Source organism: Ewingella americana (assembly GCF_006438725.1).
In the GTDB taxonomy this organism is placed as follows: Bacteria; Pseudomonadota; Gammaproteobacteria; order Enterobacterales; family Enterobacteriaceae; genus Ewingella; species Ewingella americana_A.
Genome location: NZ_RCZD01000010.1, coordinates 95984 through 116387, shown reverse-complemented (window position 1 = coordinate 116387; position 20404 = coordinate 95984). Strand labels below are relative to the sequence as shown.

Genomic DNA, 20404 nt, shown 5'->3' with positions numbered 1-20404 from the left:
CATAACTTAAACGACAATTTTTGTTTACTTCCGTTTTAACAATCAGGCTATGAGCAGCATCACTCTTTCATAAAACCGAGGCTTATATTCTGAAAATAAGAGAGGACTGATAAATATGTTTTTAGAGGAAAGACGACAACACATTTTGGAGTATCTCGATAAATTCGAACGTGCCAGCGTCGAACAACTGGCATCACTGTTTTCTGTGACCAAAGAAACTATCCGCAGCGACCTGAATGCGCTGAATGTACAGCAACTTGCTCAGCGTTGTCACGGCGGTGCGAGAGTGATTCGCCGTAGCCTGCAATCGAAACTGATCACCGATACTGGCGGAGATTTTGAAGTGTTACTGAAGCGCTTACACAGCCATAAAGTCCGTCCGTCAGCGTCTAAAACGGGAAAAAAAATGAACGGTAAAGTGTGTATTTTGGGATCTTTTAACGTCGATATTGTGGCAAAAGTAGAGCGTTTTCCTAAAAGTGGTGAGTCGTTGCTGGCGTTAGGCAGCACCCTTGGACCGGGTGGCAAAGGTGCGAATCAGGCTACGGCAGCCAGCCGTGCTGGGGCGAAAGTACACTTTGTCTCCAAAGTGGGTCGCGATCAGTTCAGCCAGTTTGCTTATGACCATCTGACGTCTTCTGAGATCCACTCTTTTACGTTGTATCAATCCGATACTGAGCCAACGGGTAACGCCATTATCTATGTTTCGCAACAAAACGGCGAGAACATGATTGCGATTTACTCGGGTGCCAATAAAACCATCACAGATGATGAAGTGGCGGCGATCACACCAGAGTTGTCGGATGCCGATGTGTTGTTGGTGCAACTTGAAAATAACTTCGCCGCTACCCTCAACGCCATGAAACTGGCGAAAGCGCTCGGTATCAAAGTGGTTCTCAATCCAGCCCCTTTTTCTCCTCATGCTCTGGAGTGTATGGAGTATGTCGACGTGATCACTCCTAATGAAACCGAAGCGTCACAGCTTTCCGGTATCGATGTGCAAGACCTTTCCAGTGCCAAAGAGGCCGCTCTGCGTATTGCCAGTCAGGGCGCGCAGCGGGTGATCATTACAATGGGGTCTCGCGGTGCGCTGATCCTCGACGGCCAGCAATTTCAACATATTCCTGCATTTTCGGCGCTGAGTGTTGATACCACCGGAGCGGGTGATGCGTTCAATGGGGCATTTGCTGCGGCGTTGGCGCGTGGGGAGTCTGTCGCGCAGGCCGCGACTTATGCCTCTGCATTTGCTTCGCTGGCAGTGGAGCGGGAAGGTGCATCCAATATGCCAGACAATGCGCAGGCTTTAGCGCGCATGGCGCAGTACTAAATTTCGCAACATGTTTTTGACTAGAAAGGTAATCGATTACGTCGATGCCATTGGAGTATCACAAGGAGAATAAAATGAAGAAAATTGAAGGTATTGTGCCGGTTATGCTGACCCCGTTCACGGGCGACAACCAAATTGATTATGCCGGTCTGGCACGTCTGATCGACTGGTATCTGGATAAGGGGGTCGATGCGTTGTTTGCCGTATGCCAGTCAAGTGAAATGCAATTTCTCACTCTTGATGAGCGTGTTGAACTGTCACGTTTTGTGGTTGAAAAAGTGGCGGGTCGTATTCCGGTGATCGCTTCTGGGCATATCAGTGACGATATTGATCAGCAAGTTCACGAGCTGAAAGCGATGGCTGAAACCGGTGTCGATGCGCTGGTGCTGGTCACCAATCATCTGGATCCGCACAACCAGGGCAGTGCCACGTTTTTTAGTACGCTGGAAACTCTGCTGGCAGCATTGCCAGTCACCATGCCGCTCGGTTTGTACGAATGTCCGGCACCTTATCGCCGTTTACTCAGCGACGAAGAGCTCAGTTATTGCGCGAATACCGGCCGTTTCGTCGTGCTGAAAGATGTGAGTTGTGATCTGCCGACGGTTACGCGCCGGGTGAAACTGGTTGCCCACACGCCGTTAAACATCATTAACGCGAATGCGGCGATTGCTTATCCGGCAATGAAAGCCGGCTCGAAAGGTTTCAGTGGCGTATTTACCAACTTCCATCCTGAACTGTATAGCTGGTTATACCACCATGCTTCCCACGCTCCACAGCTGGCGGATGAACTGGCGACGTTCCTGTCCCTGGCCGCAGTCACCGAAACACTGGGCTACCCGAAAAATGCCAAGATCTATCACCAGCGTCTGGGCACTTTTGACAGCGAAGCATGCCGGGTAAATAAAGATAACGTGTTGGAAAAATTCTGGGGATTGGGTGTGCTGCTGGAGCAAATCCGTACCGGGACTGAGTTCTATCAGGGAAAAATTGCAGGCTGATTGGTTGCGGTGATAAGGCGCCGTCTTCTCCTGCCGCACCGCTTCATCGTCGTACCACAATACCGCTGTACCTAAAATACCCGCTAAAACAATCATTACACGGGAAGAAACGACATCATGATGATTTATAATCTACAGGATTGGATTCGCGCGAAAAACGCGCACCGCCAGGCTATTACGTTTATTGAATGCACGGATTTTTCTACGCTGCAACCCGGAGAAATCAACCTCTATAGGGAGGAACCATTATGAAAGATATAGTGGCACCTCTGAGTCCAAATACGCTTGCACAGGCCACACCCATTTCCCGTATAAGGTGGGGGATCATTCTGATCCTGCTCCTGGCTGCCGTTGTGAATTATCTCGATCGCGCCAACTTAAGTATCGCCAACACCACGATCGCGAGGGAATTTGGTTTCTCATCTACCGAAATGGGTTTACTGCTTTCAGCTTTTCTGTGGCCTTATGCGCTGGCTAACCTGCCCGCAGGCTGGCTGGTCGATAAATTTGGACCGAAAAAAATGTTCTCCTGGGCCCTGGGCCTGTGGTCGGCATTCACCATGATGGCCGCATTTGTTAACAGCTATTCGATGTTTTATGGACTGCGCATGCTGCTGGGTGTCTCGGAATCGCCGTTCTTTACCTCAGGAATTAAGATCACCCATCGCTGGTTCTCAGAAAAAGAGCGTGGCCTCCCGACGTCAATCATCAATACGGGTTCGCAGATCGCTAATGCTGTCGCACCGCCTATTCTGACCGTGTTACTGCTGACGCTTGGCTGGCGTGGGATGTTTATTGCTATTGGTTTGGCCGGTATTCCGCTGTTGCTGGCGTGGTTGAAGTTTTATCGTGATCCGACAGCGCGTGAAGAAGCATTAATTCATGCCGAGCAACGTGCTGCTGAGAAAGCGATCGCCGGTAATGCATCAAAAGGCAGTTGGGGATCTCTGTTCCGGCACAGAACCACCTGGTTTATGATTTTGGGTAATTTCTCCATCATGTTTACCATTTGGGTTTACCTGACGTGGTTGCCGAGTTATCTGGAAAATTCCCTCGGTTTCAGCCTGAAGCAAACGGGCTGGATCGCCTCGATCCCCTTCTTTGCCGGTATTCTGGGGGTACTGTGTGGCGGAGCGATTTCCGATCGTTTGATCCGCCGTGGTGTGGCGACCATTACCGCGCGTAAGATTCCGATCGTCGGTGGTGCTGCACTGGCCGCGTGTTTCGTTGCACCGATCCCGTTTGTAGACAGTACACCCTTGTGTATTTTGTTGTTATCGCTGGGATATTTTTGTTCGCAATTACCGTCAGGAGTGATCTGGACGCTGGCGACGGATATCGCGCCGAAAGATCAGGTTGCTTCACTAGGGGCTATCCAGAATTTTGGCGGCTTCCTGGGCGCCGCAATGGCCCCGATCATTACCGGGGTGATCCTCGATATGACGGGGCAGTTCACCAATGTGTTCTTGCTGGGCGCGGGACTCTTGATGTTGGGGGCGTTTAGTTACGGCCTGTTTGTGAAAAAACCGATCACCGTCGCGCTATAAAACAAAAAAGGGCGGCAGAAGCGTTAATGCTCTCTGACGCCCTGGCGTTCAATACCCTAAAAGAAGAGTCACAGCGGTTTTTACAGCCCTTCAAGCGCCTGCTGAATATCGTCCACCAAATCTTCCACATCTTCGATGCCGATGCTGATACGCACCAGACCATCGGTAATGCCGCTCTGACGGCGTACTTCCGGTGATACCGCGCTGTGTGTCGTCGTGGCCGGGTGGCAGGCCAGCGAGTCGGTGTCACCGACCGACACGGCTTGCGTGATAATCGTGAGTTTATCGAGGAAGGTACGTGCCGCATCGCGGCCGCCGCGCAGTTCAATCGCCATAATGCCGCCGAACAGTTTCATCTGACGCGCCGCAATCTCATGGCCAGGATGACTTTTCAGCCCCGGATAAAATACCTGCGACACCGCCGGGTGCGTGTTCAGCACTTCTGCAATGTGCGCCGCGCTGAGCGAACTGGCCTCTACGCGCAGTGGCAGGGTTTTCAGCCCACGGGTCAGCAGCGCGGCTTCGAACGGGCTCAGGCAGCCGCCAAACTGTTTCAGGCACAGGGTGCGGATCGGGTCAATGAGCGCTTTACTGCCAACCACTACGCCGCCGGTCGCATCACCGTGACCGCTGATGTATTTGGTGGCAGAGTGCAGGGAAATATCGATGCCCAGATCCAGCGGGCGGGTCAGATAAGGGGTGGCGAAGGTGTTATCCACCACGCTGACCGCACCGGCTTGTTTCGCAATGCGCGCGATTTCAGCGATATCCGCAATGCCCAGCACCGGGTTAGCCGGGGTTTCGACGAACACCATTTTGGTTTGTGGCGTCAGCGCCGCCTGCAAATCTTTCGTGTCTGCCACGAACACCGGTTTGATGCCATAACGTGGCAACAGATTGCGGATCACCCCTTCGGTGCCACCGTACAGTGTGCCGACGTGGATAATCTCATCGCCCGGCGACAGCAGGGCAAACAGCACAGCACTGATGGCTGCCATGCCGCTGGCGCAGGCTACTGCGCTTTCTCCGCCTTCGAGGGCTGCCATTTTTTGCTCGACGACGGCGACGGTCGGATTGGCAAAGCGGCTGTAGGAGTAGCCCGGTTCTTCGCCGCTAAAACGCCGTGCACCGCTGTCGAAATCGTCGTAGGAAAAAGCCGAGGTGGCTGTGATCGGCGTGGCAATCGCGCCGGTTAACTTATCAGGTTGCTGGCCAGCGTGAACCGCCAGTGTACGCATGCCCAGCGGGCGGGAGTTTTCCAGGTGTTTCATCTTCATATCCTATAAATATTAGAGATAAATTATACCAATACTTAAAAGGTGCAGCTGATTCCGCTTAAGAACATTTAACGCCCAGACCAAACCAATGGTTATAACTGCAAGCTGATGTCAGCTGGATTTGGGGTAAACAGGGAGGGGAAACACCTGAAATCAGGCTTCGATGTCCTGAGGAAAGGTTTTTGACCAGGCTTCGAAACCGCCGTCGACGCTGTAAACTGACTCAAAACCCTGCCCGATCAGAAATTGTGCTGCGGACCGGCTGCTGATGCCGTGATAGCACATCACCAATACCGGCGTTTTGGCATCGGCGTTTTGCATAAAAGCCGCCATGCTTGCATTGCTCAGATGGAATGCGCCCGGCGCGTGTGCGGCGCCAAAACTTTGCGGGTCGCGGATATCGACCATGACCGCGTCGCCTGATTTCAGGCGGGTATGCGCAAGTTCTACGCTGATTGCTTCAAATTGTTCCATTAGGGCAGGCCTCGTTGATCAGTTATCCGCGCATTCTACCTAATTATTCGTCAGTCAAGACCAGACAAACATTAGGGATAACGTTTAAACCAATATCACCTGCACGCCTTTGCTGCGTAACTGTTCGAGGATTGCTTCGTCGGCGTCCAGCCCTGTGATCAGCACATCGATTTGCTCGGTACGGCTAAACAGCATACCGGCACGTTGGCCGACTTTGCTGCTGTCTACCAAAACAGCTAATTTTCCGACGTAATTCAGCATCTTCTGCTCGGCCATGGCGGTGAGCATATCGGTTTTATACAGGCCATCGCTGGTCAGCCCTGCGCCGCTGGTAAACATCCAGTGACCGGCATACAAACTGGCATCGCCATCCTGCGGGGCCAGCGTTATCGACTGACTTTTATTGTACTGACCGCCCATGATCACCACGCTGTCGTGTTCCTGCTCAATCAAATAATTGGCCAGCGGCAGATAGTTGGTGATCACCTGAATATCTTTGCCGCACATTTCACGGCCCAGGAGAAAAGCGGTGGAACCGCAGTTGATCACTACGCTTTCACCCGGCTGACAGAGTTGCGCAGCGGCCTGGGCGATACGCATTTTCTCATTGAGATTTTGCGTCTGGTGAATATTGAGCGGCGTCCAGTTCTGGCGTGGGGAGCTCACCGCTTCGGCACCGTTACGCACTTTACGCAGCTTGCCAAGTTCATTGAGTTTGGTGATATCACGGCGCGCCGTGGCAGGCGAAATATCAAAACTGTCGATCACATCCGAGACAGAAATCTGACCCTGACGTTGTAAAAGATCAAGGATCGCATTGTGGCGTTGTGGTTCTGTCATGGTGTCTCCGCGGGGATAATGATTACCGCGTGATTATAAACGAGCATTTATAGCATTCAATCATCATTTTCCCGTCATCCTTCAAGCTGCCTCTGCGTTGGCTGCCATCGCCAACCCCGGTCACATACTTGTGTATGCTCCCGGGGATTATGAGCCTCCTCCCTGAGGCTCACCCTTCGGGCCAGCGCTTGCCGCCTGGATGCGGCTCGGATGATTTAGGGAAAAATATTTAGCACTACAAGAATGATTTGAAAGGCAGATCCGTTTCGGTGGTGAAGCAGTCATCGAAACCGCGCGGATAGTGGTACTCGAAATTATCTTTGTCATCCGGGTAAGTAAATTTGCCGCCAACCTGCCAGATAAACGGTTTGAAACCATATTTCAGGCGATCTTTCTTCATTTCCCACAGCACACGGATCTCCTGCGGGTCGGCCTGAAAGTTTGACCAGATATCATGGTGGAATGGAATAACCACCTGTGTTTTCAACGATTCGGCCATGCGCAACATATCCACGCTGGTCATTTTGTCGGTCACGCCTCGTGGGTTTTCGCCATAAGAGCCAAGTGCCACGTCGACTTTATATTCATTGCCATGTTTGGCGTAGTAGTTGGAATAGTGGGAGTCGCCGCTGTGGTACAGATTACCGCCTGGCGTTTTGAACAGGTAGTTCACGGCGCGCTGGTCCATCATGTCCGGCAGTACGCCCGCCGCCTTCTGGTCTGCTGGCAAGGTGATGAGCACGGTGCGGTCAAACGAGTCCAGCGCGTGAATTTCCACATCCTTAATCCGCACGACTTTCCCTGGCGTCATCACGATGCAGCGCTCCGCCGGAACGCCCCAGCTCATCCATAAATCCACACAGGTCTGCGGGCCGATAAACGGCACGTCTGCGGCACAGTTTTGCATCACCGCCGCGGCCACGTTGACGTCGATGTGATCGTTATGATCATGAGTCGACAGTACGGCGTCGATCTCTCTGATGGCGAACGGATCCAGCACAAACGGCGTGGTGCGCAGGTTTGGTTGCAGTTTCTTCACACCGGCCATGCGCTGCATCTGGTGGCCGTTTTTCATCAGCGGGCTGCTGTGATTTTGTTTGCCCACGCCACACCAGAAGTCGACACAAATGTTCGCGCCACCTTCAGACTTTAGCCAAATACCTGTGCAGCCCAGCCACCACATAGCGAAGGTGCCGGGGACGACACGCTCCTGCTCAATTTCTTCATTCAGCCAACTGCCCCATTCAGGAAAGGTGCTGAGGATCCAGGACTCGCGGCTGATGGTTTCTACTTTGCTCATGATCTTCCCTCGTTATGTGTTGAAGTGCGAATTCAAATCACATTCGATCATTAAATGATTGTTTATGACTTTGTTGTGAGGAAATTAGCACTGATTTTAGTGATGCACAATGCCAAAATTGACACAAAAACACGTGTATAACGCAGAGAGATAATCAGTAAGTCATTTTTTTAGATGTCAGATATGAAAGAATATTTCATTTATTTGCATGAATTTATTCAGATATTTATCTGGATATTATAAGTCATCATTGCAACGTCAGACGATATCTTGCGAGTGCGCTCACAAATAATCATTTTGAATCTTTTACTGATTTGTCGTGAGCATTAGAGTTCTTACGTCCCTACATCGTTTGTGGCTGTTCCATCAGGGTGGAAAGTCCGGGCGAGTCTCTCGAAGGTTAACGGAGAGTTTTATGGAATTCCTCTACACCGTATTTACCGTATTTTTTAATCAGGTGATGACCAACGCGCCGCTGTTGCTGGGCATTGTCACGATGCTGGGTTACATCCTGCTGAGGAAAAGCGCGAGTGTGATCATCAAAGGCACCATCAAAACCATCATTGGTTTTATGTTGCTGCAGGCAGGGTCGGGTATTTTGACCGGAACATTCAAGCCGGTGGTGGCCAAACTGTCGGAAGTGTATGGCATTAACGGCGCCATTTCTGATACCTACGCTTCAATGATGGCAACGGTTGAGCGCATGGGCGATGCCTATAGCTGGGTCGGATATTCGGTGCTGATCGCCCTCGGCCTCAATATTCTTTACGTTGTGTTTCGCCGCATTACCGGTATCCGCACCATCATGCTCACTGGCCACATTATGTTTCAACAAGCCGGGATCATTGCCGTGTTCTTCTACATCTTAGGCTACCCGATGTGGACCACTATCTGGTCGACGGCGTTTCTGGTGTCGCTCTACTGGGGGATCACCTCCAACATGATGTACAAACCGACACAAGCCGTCACCGAAAACAGCGGTTTCTCTATTGGCCACCAACAGCAGTTTGCTTCGTGGGTCGCCTATAAAATTGCGCCGTATCTGGGTAAAAAAGAAGAGAGCGTGGAAGACCTCAAGCTGCCGGGCTGGCTGAACATTTTCCATGACAATATAGTCTCCACCGCTATTGTCATGACCGTTTTCTTTGGCATCATCCTCTGCTCCTTTGGTCTGGATACCTTGCAAAAGATGGCCGGTAAAACGCACTGGACTATCTACATTCTGCAAACCGGTCTGATGTTTGCGGTGGCGATCTTTATCATCATTCAGGGCGTGCGCATGTTCGTCGCCGAGCTGACCGAAGCCTTTAACGGTATTTCTCAGCGCTTAATACCCGGTGCCGTTCTGGCTATCGACTGCGCGGCAATTTACAGCTTCGCGCCGAACGCCGTGGTCTGGGGCTTTATGTGGGGCACCATTGGTCAACTGCTTGCCGTCGGCATTCTGTTCGCCATGGGCTCTTCTATCATGATCATTCCTGGTTTTATCCCCATGTTCTTCTCTAATGCCACCATTGGCGTCTTTGCCAACCACTTCGGCGGCTGGCGTGCTGCGCTGAAAATCTGTCTGGTTATGGGGATGATCGAAATCTTCGGCTGCGTCTGGGCCATTAAACTTACTGGCCTCAGTGCCTGGATGGGCATGGCGGACTGGTCAATTCTCGCACCACCGATGATGCAGGGCTTCTTCAGCATAGGCATGGCCTTTATGGGCGTCATCGTGGTCATTGCACTGCTTTATATGTTCTTTGCGGGGCGCACATTGCGTGCCGAAGAGGACGCTGAAAAACAAGCACTTAATCAATCCACGTCTCACTAATCAACGAGGTTCCCATGACAGTACGAATTCTGGCGGTATGCGGTTGCGGGCAAGGCAGTTCGATGATCATGAAGATGAAGATCGGCCAGTTCCTGACCCAGGAAGGGGTGGATCACACCATGAACAGCTGCGCAGTGGGCGAGTACAAATCTGAACTGAGTGGGGCAGACATTATTGTCGCTTCGACTCACGTGGCGGACGAGATCACCGTTAGCGGCAACAAATACGTAGTGGGTGTGCGCAATATGCTCTCCGCCGCCGACTTTGGCCCGAAAGTGATGGAAGTGATTAACGCGCACTTCTCCAAAGACCTGAAGAAATAAGGATCTCTCCATGAAACTGCGTGACTCTTTGGCTGAAAACCAGTCGATCTGCCTGAATGCTGAAGCTGAAACCTGGCAGGATGCGGTGAAAATTGGCGTCGATTTACTGGCGGATGCCGGTGTGGTGGAACCACGTTATTACCAGGCGATTCTGGAGGGTGTTAAGCGTTTTGGCCCCTATTTTGTTATCGCACCCGGCCTGGCGATGCCACATGGCCGCCCGGAGGAAGGGGTATTGAAAACCGGTTTTGCGCTGGTAACCCTGAAAAAACCGCTGGTCTTCAACCATGAAGATAACGACCCGGTAGATATCCTGATCACCCTGGCCGCCGTTGACGCTAACGCGCATCAGGAAGTCGGCATTATGCAGGTGGTGAACCTGTTTGAAGATGAAAAGAACTTTGACCGGCTGCGTGCCTGTACGACATCTCAACAGGTACTGGATTTGATTGATCAAACTTCTGCGGCCGCGGCCCATTAACAATAAGGAAGGCATTATGTCTCACTCATTACCGATGTTGCAGGTCGCACTGGATAACCAGTCCATGGACGACGCCTACAGAACCACCCGTCTGATTGCTAACGAAGTGGACATTATCGAAGTCGGCACCATTTTGTGCGTTGCCGAAGGGGTGCGCGCGGTGCGTGACCTCAAAGCGCTGTACCCGGAAAAAATCGTGCTGGCTGACGCCAAAATCGCTGATGCGGGCAAGATTTTGTCGCGCATGTGTTTTGAAGCCAATGCTGACTGGGTAACCGTGATTTGCTGCGCTGACATCAATACCACCAAAGGCGCGCTGGAAGTTGCCAAAGAGTTCAACGGTGATGTGCAGATTGAACTCACCGGGTACTGGACCTGGGAACAGGCGCAGGAATGGCGGGATGCGGGTATTCAGCAGGTGGTTTATCACCGCAGCCGTGACGCACAGGCGGCAGGCGTAGCGTGGAGCGTCGCCGATATCACCGCCATCAAACGTCTGTCTGATATGGGCTTCAAAGTGACCGTGACGGGTGGCCTGGCGCTGGAAGATTTGCCGCTGTTTAAAGGCATTCCGATCCACGTCTTTATCGCCGGTCGCAGCATCCGCGATGCCAAAGATCCCGTCGACGCCGCCCGTCAGTTCAAAAAATCAATCAGCCAGCTCTGGAGCTAAGGAACGCGCAATGATGCATAAAGCCGTGCCACTCGGTATCTATGAAAAGGCCCTGCCTGCGGGCGAAGACTGGTTCGAACGCCTGAGTCTGGCGAAAGAGCTGGGTTTTGATTTCGTCGAAATGTCAGTTGATGAGAGCGATAACCGGCTGGCACGGCTTGACTGGAGCCGCGAGCAGCGGATGGCGGTGGTTGACGCCGTCACCCGCACCGGGATCCGCATTCCGTCGATGTGTCTCAGTGCGCACCGCCGGTTCCCGCTGGGGTCTGAAGATGACAAAACCCGTGCTCAGGGTCTTGAGATCATGCGCAAGGCCATCGTATTAGCGCAAGACCTCGGTATCCGGGTGATTCAGTTAGCGGGTTACGATGTCTATTATCAGGATGCCAACGACCATACCCGCGAACGTTTTCGCGACGGTTTGCAGGAATCGGTCGAAATGGCCAGCCGTGCGCAGGTCACACTGGCGATGGAAATCATGGATTACCCGCTGATGAATTCCATCAGTAAGGCGCTGGGTTATGCCCATTACCTGAATAATCCGTGGTTCCAGCTCTATCCTGATATTGGCAATTTGTCCGCCTGGGACAACGACGTACAGATGGAACTGGCAAGTGGCGCCGGACATATCGTCGCCGTACATATCAAAGATACCCAACCTGGCGTGTTCAAAAATGTCCCGTTTGGCAGCGGCGTGGTGGAGTTCGAACGCTGCTTCAGCACCTTGCTTAAAAGCGGCTATCGCGGCCCTTACCTGATCGAAATGTGGAGCGAAACCGCGGCTGACCCGCTAAAAGAGGTGCGTGAGGCGCGTGCATGGGTGATTGACAAGATGCAGAAAGCCGGGCTGAACATGAAGGAGTCCGTATGTTAGAGCAGCTCAAACAGCAGGTCTTCGCCGCCAATATGGCGCTTCCCGCCCGTGGACTGGTGACGTTCACCTGGGGTAACGTCAGCGGCATCGACAGAACCTCGGGACTGGTGGTCATCAAACCCAGCGGTGTGGAATATGAAGCCATGACTGCCGACGACATGGTAGTGGTTAACGCATTGGGCGAAGTGGTGGAGGGGCACTTCAAACCTTCGTCCGACACGGCAACCCACCTCGAACTCTATGCGCGGTACCCCGAACTGGGCGGCATTGTGCATACCCACTCGACCTACGCGACCTCATGGGCGCAGGCCAGTGTGCCTATTCCGGCGCTGGGCACAACTCATGCGGATTACTTTGCAGGGGCCATTCCCTGCACGCGTCCGTTGAGCCGTGAAGAAGTGGCCGGTCAGTACGAACTGGAAACCGGCAAAGTGATCGCCGAAACGTTGGGTGAAACGGACCCGCTGCATATGCCGGGGATTCTGGTGTCGCAACACGGTCCGTTCTGTTGGGGAAGTACACCGGAGCTGGCAGTACACAACGCCGTGGTGCTGGAAGAAGTGGCAAAAATGGCGTGGATCACCGGCACACTTAACCGGCAGATGTCGCCGATGGACGGTTATCTTTTGCATAAACACTTCAGCCGTAAACACGGGCCGGATGCCTATTACGGGCAGAAATAAGCCCAATATCATTACTATTTATACCCAAAAGATTTCAAGTTGCATTGAGGCGGCATGAGAGCAAATCCCGATGAGCTTACTCAAGTAAGTGATTATTAGGCCCATTAATGGGCCTAACCCCTTCGGGACCGCTGCTAGCAGCGGTCAAATCTACTTACAGCAGATTTGTCGGGTGAGTGAGCGCAGCCAACAAAGAGGCCACTTGAAAGATGACGGGTATATCGACAAATCCCCGAGCTCATCGTATTCACATGATGAGCTTTTTTGCATTATAGGGTTTATACCTATATGTGATCACAGATCACGCTTTGATCCCTGAATATAGCCAGAACAGACTTCTTCTCCCGGTTGATTAACGAAAAGGAAAGAGCTGCCTTATGACCAAGCCCACTCTCAAGCAGGATGTTTTTTTGGCGGCGTTAGCTCGCCATTGGCAAGCGTTTGGACTCACTTCAGCCAGGGACATGACCCGGCACCAATGGTGGCATGCAGTCAGCGCCGCCGTCGCAGAACAACTGCCGCCGCAAAGCGATACCGTCAGCAGTAAAAGCAAAAAAATTACCCGCCATGTTAACTATATTTCGATGGAATTTCTGGTCGGGCGCCTGACCGGCAACAACCTGATTAACCTGGGCTGGTATGAGAAAATTGCCAGCGTCCTGGAACCGTTTGATATCAATCTGACGGATCTGCTCGAAGAAGAGATTGACCCCGCGCTCGGCAACGGCGGGCTTGGGCGTCTGGCTGCCTGTTACCTGGATGCTATGGCGTCGGTCGGCCAACCGGGTATTGGCTACGGTCTGAATTATCAATACGGTCTGTTCCGCCAGCGCTTTGTTGACGGGCATCAGAAAGAGTCGCCGGACGACTGGCACCGCAGTGAATACCCGTGGTTTCGCCACAACAGTTCGCTGGCGGTGAGCGTCGGTATCGGCGGCAAAGTGGTAAAGAATGACAACGGAACACTGCGCTGGGAGCCAGAGTTTACCCTGCGCGGCGAAGCCTGGGATCTGCCGGTGCTCGGTTACCGCAACGGTATCACTCAGCCGCTGCGCCTGTGGGAAGCCACCCATCCGCACCCGTTTGATCTGGAAAAGTTTAACGACGGCGAATTCCTCAAAGCCGAACAGCAGGGCGTGGATGCCGCCAAACTGACCAAAGTACTCTACCCCAATGACAACCATCAGGCCGGTAAACGCCTGCGCCTGATGCAGCAATATTTCCAGTGTGCCTGCTCGGTGGCCGATATCCTGCGCCGCCACCACTTCCTCGGGCGGAAAATTGCTGAGTTGCCGGACTATGAGGTCATTCAGCTCAACGACACCCATCCGACCATCGCCATTCCTGAAATGTTGCGTGTATTGCTCGACGAACATCAGATGAGCTGGACAGATGCGTGGCACATTACCAGCCGCACCTTCGCCTACACCAACCACACGCTGATGCCGGAAGCCCTGGAAACCTGGGATGAAAAACTGGTGCGCAGCCTGTTGCCGCGCCACTTCCAGATAATTAAACAGATCAACACCAACTTTAAGAAGCTGGTCAGCAAACAGTGGCCGGGGAATGACGCAGTCTGGGCAAAACTGGCGGTGCATCATGACAAACAGGTGCGCATGGCCAACCTGTGCGTGGTGGCCGGTTTTGCGGTCAACGGCGTCGCCGCACTGCATTCTGACTTAGTGGTCAAAGATCTGTTCCCGGAATATCACCAGCTGTGGCCGGAGAAATTCCATAATGTCACCAACGGCATTACGCCGCGCCGCTGGATTAAACAGTGCAATCCGGCGCTGTCAGCGTTGATTGATGAACGGTTGAAAACCGACAGTTGGGTGACAAATCTCGACCTGCTTAAAGGGCTGGAAAGCGGCGTAAAAGACAAAAAATTCTGTAAACAGTACCGCAAAATCAAGCATGAAAATAAAATCAGGCTGGCGGAATACGTGTGGCATCGCATGGGGATTAAACTCAACCCAGAGGCTATTTTCGATGTACAAATCAAACGCCTGCACGAATACAAACGCCAGCACCTCAACCTGCTACATATTCTGTCGCTGTATCGGCAAATCCGCGATAACCCGAAACTGGATATCGTGCCGCGCGTATTCCTGTTCGGAGCCAAAGCCGCCCCGGGCTACTACCTGGCCAAAAATATTATCTATGCGATCAATCAGGTCGCCGAGAAGATCAACAACGATCCGATCGTCGGCGATCGTCTGAAAGTGGTATTTATCCCCGATTACAGCGTGTCCGTGGCGGAAATGATGATCCCAGCGGCTGACGTGTCTGAGCAGATTTCCACCGCCGGCAAAGAGGCCTCGGGAACCGGCAACATGAAGCTGGCGCTGAACGGCGCACTGACCATCGGCACGCTTGACGGCGCGAATGTCGAAATCGCCGAACAGGTCGGTGATGAGAATATCTTTATCTTTGGTCTCGATGTTGATGACGTCAAAGCGCTGCAAAAGAAAGGCTACAAGCCGCAAAGCGTGGTGAAAAAAGATAAACACCTGAAAGCGATTCTGGACGAACTGGCCAGCGGCTTTTTCAGCCATGGCGACAAGCACGCTTTCGATCTCATGCTCAACAGCTTCAAAGAGGGCGGTGACCCTTATCTGGTGCTGGCGGACTTTGCGGCGTACTGCGAAGCGCAGAAGAAAGTCGATGCGCTGTACCGCGATGCCGAAGAGTGGACTCGCCGGGCGATCCTCAATACCGCGCGCGTGGGGATGTTCAGCGCAGACCGTTCAATCCGCGATTACCAGCAGCGTATCTGGCAGGCCAAACGTTAGGAGCAGGCATGGAGGGCAAGCAACTCGAACAGGCAGCACAGCAGGCAGGAATTTTAGACAGTTTTATTAACATGCGGGATGAGGTTCAGTCGGTTTCCGACGATACCAAACAGGCACTTTTAGCCGCGATGGGGCGCGGGGAGGCCAGCACTGACGAGGCCTTGCCGCTGCCTTTCGTGAAGGTGTTTTACCTGGCTGAGCCGGTGGTGCTCACGCCGCAGGGTGGTCAGGCCTTTCGCTGGCAGCTGACGCAGGAAAATGGCGACCAGTTGGAAGGCAAGCTGGCAGCGGAGGCAAAACTGAAGCTGCCGGCCAATTTACCCGTGGGTTATCACCATCTGACCCTGAACTGGGGCGAAAAACAGTGCGGGTGCCGCATTATTATTGCGCCACGCCGCTGCTATGAACCGTCTCAATTACAGGCAGGAGAAAAGTTGTGGGGCGCAACCGTGCAGCTTTACACCCTGCGGTCTGAGCATAACTGGGGCGTGGGTGATTTCGGTGACCTCAAGCGGATGGTGGAAGAAGTCGGTCTGCGCGGCGGAGCCTTTGTCGGCCTCAACCCGATTCACGCTCTCTATCCGGCGAATCCGCTGAGTGCCAGTCCGTACAGTCCGTCATCGCGCCGCTGGCTGAACGTCACCTATATCGACGTTAATCAGGTGGAGGAGTTCGCCCAAAGTGAGGAGGCTCAGCGCTGGTGGCAGTTGCCGCAAACCCGCGACGCATTGCATCAGGCGCGAAGTGTGGAGTATGTCGATTACCCGCAGGTGATGCAGTTGAAGTCCGACGCGCTGAAACTGGCGTGGAAAACCTTTTGCGATGTGCCCGAAGCCAGCCAGCGTAAACGAGATTTTCGCCGTTTCGTGTTGCTTGGCGGCGACAGCCTGCGACAGCAGGGCGTGTTCGATGCGCTGCATGTCCATCTGCGCGATCTCGATTTAGGTCTGTGGGGCTGGCCGGTCTGGCCGGAGGCTTATCGTGATATTCAAAGCCCGGACGTCGACGAGTTTTGCCAACGCTATGCTGACGAAATCGAATTCTATCTGTGGTTGCAGTGGCTGGCCCATGTGCAGTTTTCCGACTGTTATCAGACCAGCGTTGCGCTCGGCATGCCGCTCGGACTCTACCGGGATCTCGCGGTCGGTGTGGCTGAGGGAGGGGCGGAAACCTGGTCTGATCCTGCTCTTTATTGTCTTAAGGCCACCATTGGCGCGCCGCCGGATATTCTTGGGCCTCAGGGGCAAAACTGGGGGCTGCCGCCAATTGATCCGCATGTGATGAAAGAGCGCGCCTATCAGCCGTTTATCGATTTATTGCGGGCAAACATGGCGGAGTGCGGTGCGCTGCGCATTGACCATGTAATGGGATTGCTGCGTTTGTGGTGGATCCCGGCGCATGAACACGCGGGCAGGGGCGCTTACGTGCGTTATCCGCTCGACGATCTGCTCGGCGTGCTGGCGCTGGAGAGTCAGCGCCATCAGTGCATGGTGATTGGTGAAGACCTCGGTACGGTACCGAGAGAGATTGTTGCCAGCCTGCATGACAGCGGCGTTTACTCCTACAAAGTGCTCTATTTCGAGCAGGAGAAAAACGGTGTTTACCGTGCGCCGGAGGACTATGTGGTGCAGGCGATGGCGACCGTCACGACCCACGATTTACCGACGCTGCGCGGTTACTGGGAGGCCGGGGATTTAACCCTCGGTGAAACGCTGGGTATTTACCCTGACCCAACCGTGCTGGCGGCCTTGCGTGGTGCGCGGGAAGCCAATAAACAAGCGTTGCTTGACGCACTGCACCGTCATGGCTGCGTGGCGAAAAGTGTCGGGCATCGGGCGGATAAAATGGCGATGACGCCTGCGCTCAACCGTGGCCTGCAACGCTATCTGGCCGACAGCGCCAGCGCCTTACTTGGCCTGCAACCGGAAGACTGGCTGGATATGGCGACGCCGGTGAATGTTCCCGGTACCAACACCGAATACCCAAACTGGCAGCGAAAACTGACTCACACTTTGGATGAGATGTTCAGCGACGCCTGGGTAAACCGGCTGATTAAGGATTTGGGCCGCAGAAGAAAAGCCTGAACGAATGAATAAACAATAAAAAAAGCACCCGGTTAAAGGGGGGCTTTTTGCATTCAAGCCAATCAAGGTTTGATCAGTAGAATGAGTGCTCGCCGCGCTGGTGTTCGGTCAGATCGCGAACGCCTTTCAGTTCCGGGAAGTTTTTCAGCAGATCTTTTTCAATGCCGTCTTTCAGGGTGACATCGATCATAGAACAGCCGTTACAACCGCCGCCGAACTGCAAAATGGCGATGCCGTCATCGGTGATTTCCATCAATGACACGCGGCCGCCGTGACTGGCGAGCTGCGGGTTAATTTGTGACTGCAACTGATATTCAACGCGTTCCATCAACGGCGCGTCATCGGCCACTTTGCGCATTTTGGCGTTCGGGGCTTTCAGCGTCAGCTGTGAACCGAGCTGGTCGGTCACAAAGTCGATCTCGGCTTCAGCCAGATACGGCTTGCTGAGTTCATCGATGTAGGCGGACAGTTTCTCGAATTTAAGTTCGGTATCGGTCGCTTCCACCGCGTCAGGTGGACAGTAGGAGACACCGCATTCGGCGGTAGGCGTACCGGGGTTAATCACGAATACGCGGATCTGGGTGCCTTCTTCCTGGTTTGCCAGCAGTTTGGCAAAGTGCTCTTGGGCAGCATCGGTAATAAGGATCATAGTATTGGCTCAATAGTTGACTACTTCAGTTGGTTATAATACGCCCTTTGCTTTTACCCGTCATCCTTCCCGTTACCGCAGAGTTAGCAGCATGTGCTCAACGCGACAGCGTCCGGCAGATACACCAAATTTGTAATGATGCAACACCCTGATTGCGCAACAGTTTACTGATTTCACGCAATGTGCTGCCGGTGGTCACCACATCATCGATCAGCGCGACATGTTTTCCACGGAAGTCCTCTGTGAACCGGAATGCCTTACGTAAATTCAGTTTCCGTGCCGCTTCTGACAGCCGTTGTTGCGGTGGGGTGGAACGGATACGCCGCAGGGCGTGCGGGCGATACTGGCAGCCAAGCCAGCGCGCCAGCGGTGTGGCCAGTAACTCACTTTGATTATAGCCGCGTGAAAAATAGCGCCGCCGGTGTAGCGGCACGCTGAGCACAATCTCGGGGCGTACCACGTCACCGGCGCGAAAACGGGCAAGCCAGCGCAGCAGCAGCAGACGCGCCAACGTGGCGGCCAGTTCAGGCTGACGGGAAAACTTTAGCCGCAGCACCAGCCCGCTCAGCGGCGGCAGATAATCAGTGGTATAAATCATTGCATCCCACGGCGGGGGTTTGTTCAGGCAACGTCCGCACTCGAATTTCTGGCTGGCGCTGGGTGATCCACAACGCGGACAACACGGGGGCGGCTGGGGTAAATTTTTGACGCACACACTGCAAATGCCGTGGCGGGCAAGATGTAACGGTTGTTGGCATAGCCAGCAAAGGCCGCGAATTGTTATCCTTAACGTCATATCTATCACTTCCCCTGAATTTGTGAAATCTAACGGACATTACCTTATGAACAGGCTCTACTGGCAGACCTTTGGCGAAGGCGATCGCAATCTTGTGCTGCTTCACGGATGGGGGCTGAATGCTGAGGTATGGCGTTACACGGCGGAGCGACTTGCGCCGCAATTTCGTTTGCATTTAGTGGATTTGCCTGGCTATGGGCGCAGCGCAGGCTTTGGGCCTATGAGCCTTGAACAGATGGCCGATACGGTATTGGCTGCAGCACCGGAAAAAGCGGTCTGGCTTGGCTGGTCACTCGGTGGGCTGGTGGCCAGCCAGATTGCGTTGACCGCACCCCAGCGGGTGGAGAAACTGATCACCGTGGCCTCTTCGCCCTGTTTTGCCGCGCAGGATGAGTGGCCGGGTATCCGCCCGGAAGTGCTGCACGGGTTTGAGCATCAGCTCAGCGAAGATTTTCAGCGCACCGTTGAGCGCTTTCTGGCGCTGCAAACCCTGGGCAGCGACAGTGCCCGTCAGGACGCCCGTATGTTGAAGGCTGTGGTGCTTGAACTGCCAATGCCGCCGGTGGAGGTGCTGAACGGCGGGCTGGAGATCCTGCGCCAGGCTGACTTACGTCAGGCGATGTGCCAGTTGCCGATGCCTTTACTGCGCATTTATGGCGCGCTGGACGGTCTGGTGCCACGCAAGGTGGCGGGATTACTTGATGTGTTATGGCCGGATTCCACCTCCCGGATAATGGAAAAAGCCGCACACGCGCCATTTGTGTCTCATCCGGATGCCTTTTGTGAAGAAATTATGCGGTTCATGGTCACAAATTGAAATGTAATGTAATTATTTTGCACATTTCGGCTGGCTAATTTTTAGAAGTGATTAATACTGAAGAGGATAATACCGCTTAGTGACTGAATGGTTGCGTTCCGGCCATTGCGATAAAAGCTGCGTTTCTGGGGAAACTTTGGTGTCTGACCGGGAAGGTTCACGCCAGCGCGGGCTTCACTGGCGTTACTGTCGCGGGAATTTCATTAATAATAATCACTCTTTAGAGGTAACTTCATGAAATCTTATAAAATTATGGCAGTGGCATTGGTGGCTGGCTTATTTTCAGTGAGCGCAATGTCAGCTGAAATGATCACCAAAGAAGTAGCGAAAGAGAAAGGCTACACCAGCATCGGTACGGTCAGCACCAGCGGTGAATTCACTGCACCGATGGATGCCCGTGAAGAGCTGTCCAAGCTGGCTGATAAGAAAGGCGGCAAGTATTTCGTGATCATCGGTGGCCAGGAGAAGAAGAAGATCAGCGCAACGGCTGAAGTCTTCAAATAACATCCTTTATACCCGTTATTCGGCAACTCGAATGGCTGTGGGTATATCGTGAATAAATCATAGAAGAGGGATGCCTGCGGGCGTCCCTTTTTTATGCTAATTGTGTGCGTCCCATCACTTTATTATTCTCTATCTCTCTGTTTTTA

At 53.3% G+C, this 20404-nt stretch carries 19 protein-coding genes; 13 read left to right on the top strand and 6 right to left on the bottom strand.

The window, feature by feature from the left end; genetic code table 11:
- Positions 1-115: 115 nt before the first annotated feature.
- From rbsK to EAH77_RS18015, 3 genes are all read left to right on the top strand, one after another.
- The gene (rbsK, locus tag EAH77_RS18025) at positions 116-1327 is read left to right on the top strand and encodes a ribokinase (protein ID WP_140474199.1); all 1212 of its coding nucleotides are present in this window, start codon (positions 116-118) and stop codon (positions 1325-1327) included.
- Positions 1328-1401: 74 nt separating this feature from the next.
- Positions 1402-2325 carry a dihydrodipicolinate synthase family protein gene (locus EAH77_RS18020; RefSeq protein ID WP_140474198.1) on the top strand — a complete coding sequence of 308 codons (924 nt, stop codon included), beginning with the start codon at positions 1402-1404 and terminating at the stop codon, positions 2323-2325.
- A gap of 248 nt (positions 2326-2573) precedes the next feature.
- Positions 2574-3872 (top strand): MFS transporter, encoded by a 1299-nt coding sequence (locus EAH77_RS18015; protein ID WP_140474197.1) that lies wholly within the window; start codon positions 2574-2576, stop codon positions 3870-3872.
- Positions 3873-3952: 80 nt separating this feature from the next.
- On the opposite strand, the gene EAH77_RS18010 is transcribed toward EAH77_RS18015, so the two are convergent.
- From EAH77_RS18010 to ulaG, 4 genes are all read right to left on the bottom strand, one after another.
- A complete protein-coding gene (locus EAH77_RS18010; protein WP_140474196.1) occupies positions 3953-5143 on the bottom strand; it encodes a trans-sulfuration enzyme family protein in 1191 nt (396 codons plus the stop codon).
- A 159-nt stretch (positions 5144-5302) separates the two neighbouring features.
- Entirely contained in the window at positions 5303-5623 is a 321-nt protein-coding gene (gene glpE / locus EAH77_RS18005) for a thiosulfate sulfurtransferase GlpE (RefSeq protein ID WP_140474195.1), read from the bottom strand.
- 84 nt (positions 5624-5707) lie between these two features.
- Positions 5708-6463: an HTH-type transcriptional regulator UlaR gene (ulaR, locus tag EAH77_RS18000; RefSeq protein ID WP_140474194.1), complete on the bottom strand. Its 756-nt coding sequence runs from the start codon at positions 6461-6463 to the stop codon at positions 5708-5710.
- A gap of 235 nt (positions 6464-6698) precedes the next feature.
- Complete coding sequence (gene ulaG / locus EAH77_RS17995) at positions 6699-7763, bottom strand: L-ascorbate 6-phosphate lactonase (protein WP_140474193.1); 1065 nt, start codon at positions 7761-7763, stop codon at positions 6699-6701.
- A gap of 415 nt (positions 7764-8178) precedes the next feature.
- Between ulaG and ulaA the strand changes: the two genes are divergently transcribed.
- The 8 genes from ulaA to malQ all read left to right on the top strand — a co-directional run bounded on the left by ulaA (position 8179) and on the right by malQ (position 17492).
- Positions 8179-9582 (top strand): PTS ascorbate transporter subunit IIC, encoded by a 1404-nt coding sequence (gene ulaA, locus EAH77_RS17990; RefSeq protein WP_140474192.1) that lies wholly within the window; start codon positions 8179-8181, stop codon positions 9580-9582.
- Positions 9583-9596: 14 nt separating this feature from the next.
- The gene (gene ulaB, locus EAH77_RS17985; protein ID WP_140474191.1) at positions 9597-9905 is read left to right on the top strand and encodes a PTS ascorbate transporter subunit IIB; all 309 of its coding nucleotides are present in this window, start codon (positions 9597-9599) and stop codon (positions 9903-9905) included.
- A gap of 10 nt (positions 9906-9915) precedes the next feature.
- The gene (gene ulaC, locus EAH77_RS17980; protein ID WP_140474190.1) at positions 9916-10386 is read left to right on the top strand and encodes a PTS ascorbate transporter subunit IIA; all 471 of its coding nucleotides are present in this window, start codon (positions 9916-9918) and stop codon (positions 10384-10386) included.
- A gap of 16 nt (positions 10387-10402) precedes the next feature.
- Entirely contained in the window at positions 10403-11059 is a 657-nt protein-coding gene (locus EAH77_RS17975) for a 3-keto-L-gulonate-6-phosphate decarboxylase UlaD (protein ID WP_140474189.1), read from the top strand.
- Positions 11060-11069: 10 nt separating this feature from the next.
- The gene (locus EAH77_RS17970) at positions 11070-11933 is read left to right on the top strand and encodes an L-ribulose-5-phosphate 3-epimerase (protein ID WP_140474188.1); all 864 of its coding nucleotides are present in this window, start codon (positions 11070-11072) and stop codon (positions 11931-11933) included.
- Entirely contained in the window at positions 11927-12616 is a 690-nt protein-coding gene (locus tag EAH77_RS17965; RefSeq protein WP_140474187.1) for an L-ribulose-5-phosphate 4-epimerase, read from the top strand. Before EAH77_RS17970 ends, EAH77_RS17965 begins: the two co-directional genes overlap by 7 nt.
- Positions 12617-12993: 377 nt before the next feature.
- On the top strand, positions 12994-15408 hold the full coding sequence (malP, locus tag EAH77_RS17960; protein ID WP_140474186.1) for a maltodextrin phosphorylase: 2415 nt from the start codon (positions 12994-12996) through the stop codon (positions 15406-15408).
- 8 nt (positions 15409-15416) lie between these two features.
- Positions 15417-17492 carry a 4-alpha-glucanotransferase gene (malQ, locus tag EAH77_RS17955; protein ID WP_140474185.1) on the top strand — a complete coding sequence of 692 codons (2076 nt, stop codon included), beginning with the start codon at positions 15417-15419 and terminating at the stop codon, positions 17490-17492.
- Between the two features lie 73 nt (positions 17493-17565).
- Here the strand turns inward: malQ and nfuA are convergent, their stop codons facing one another.
- A complete protein-coding gene (gene nfuA, locus EAH77_RS17950) occupies positions 17566-18141 on the bottom strand; it encodes a Fe-S biogenesis protein NfuA (RefSeq protein ID WP_140474184.1) in 576 nt (191 codons plus the stop codon).
- Positions 18142-18238: 97 nt separating this feature from the next.
- Positions 18239-18937 carry a DNA utilization protein GntX gene (gene gntX / locus EAH77_RS17945; protein ID WP_140474183.1) on the bottom strand — a complete coding sequence of 233 codons (699 nt, stop codon included), beginning with the start codon at positions 18935-18937 and terminating at the stop codon, positions 18239-18241.
- 46 nt (positions 18938-18983) lie between these two features.
- On the opposite strand from gntX, the gene bioH reads away from it, so the two are divergent.
- The gene (gene bioH, locus EAH77_RS17940) at positions 18984-19754 is read left to right on the top strand and encodes a pimeloyl-ACP methyl ester esterase BioH (protein ID WP_140474182.1); all 771 of its coding nucleotides are present in this window, start codon (positions 18984-18986) and stop codon (positions 19752-19754) included.
- 234 nt (positions 19755-19988) lie between these two features.
- On the top strand, positions 19989-20258 hold the full coding sequence (locus tag EAH77_RS17935; protein ID WP_140474181.1) for a DUF1471 domain-containing protein: 270 nt from the start codon (positions 19989-19991) through the stop codon (positions 20256-20258).
- Positions 20259-20404: the final 146 nt, after the last annotated feature.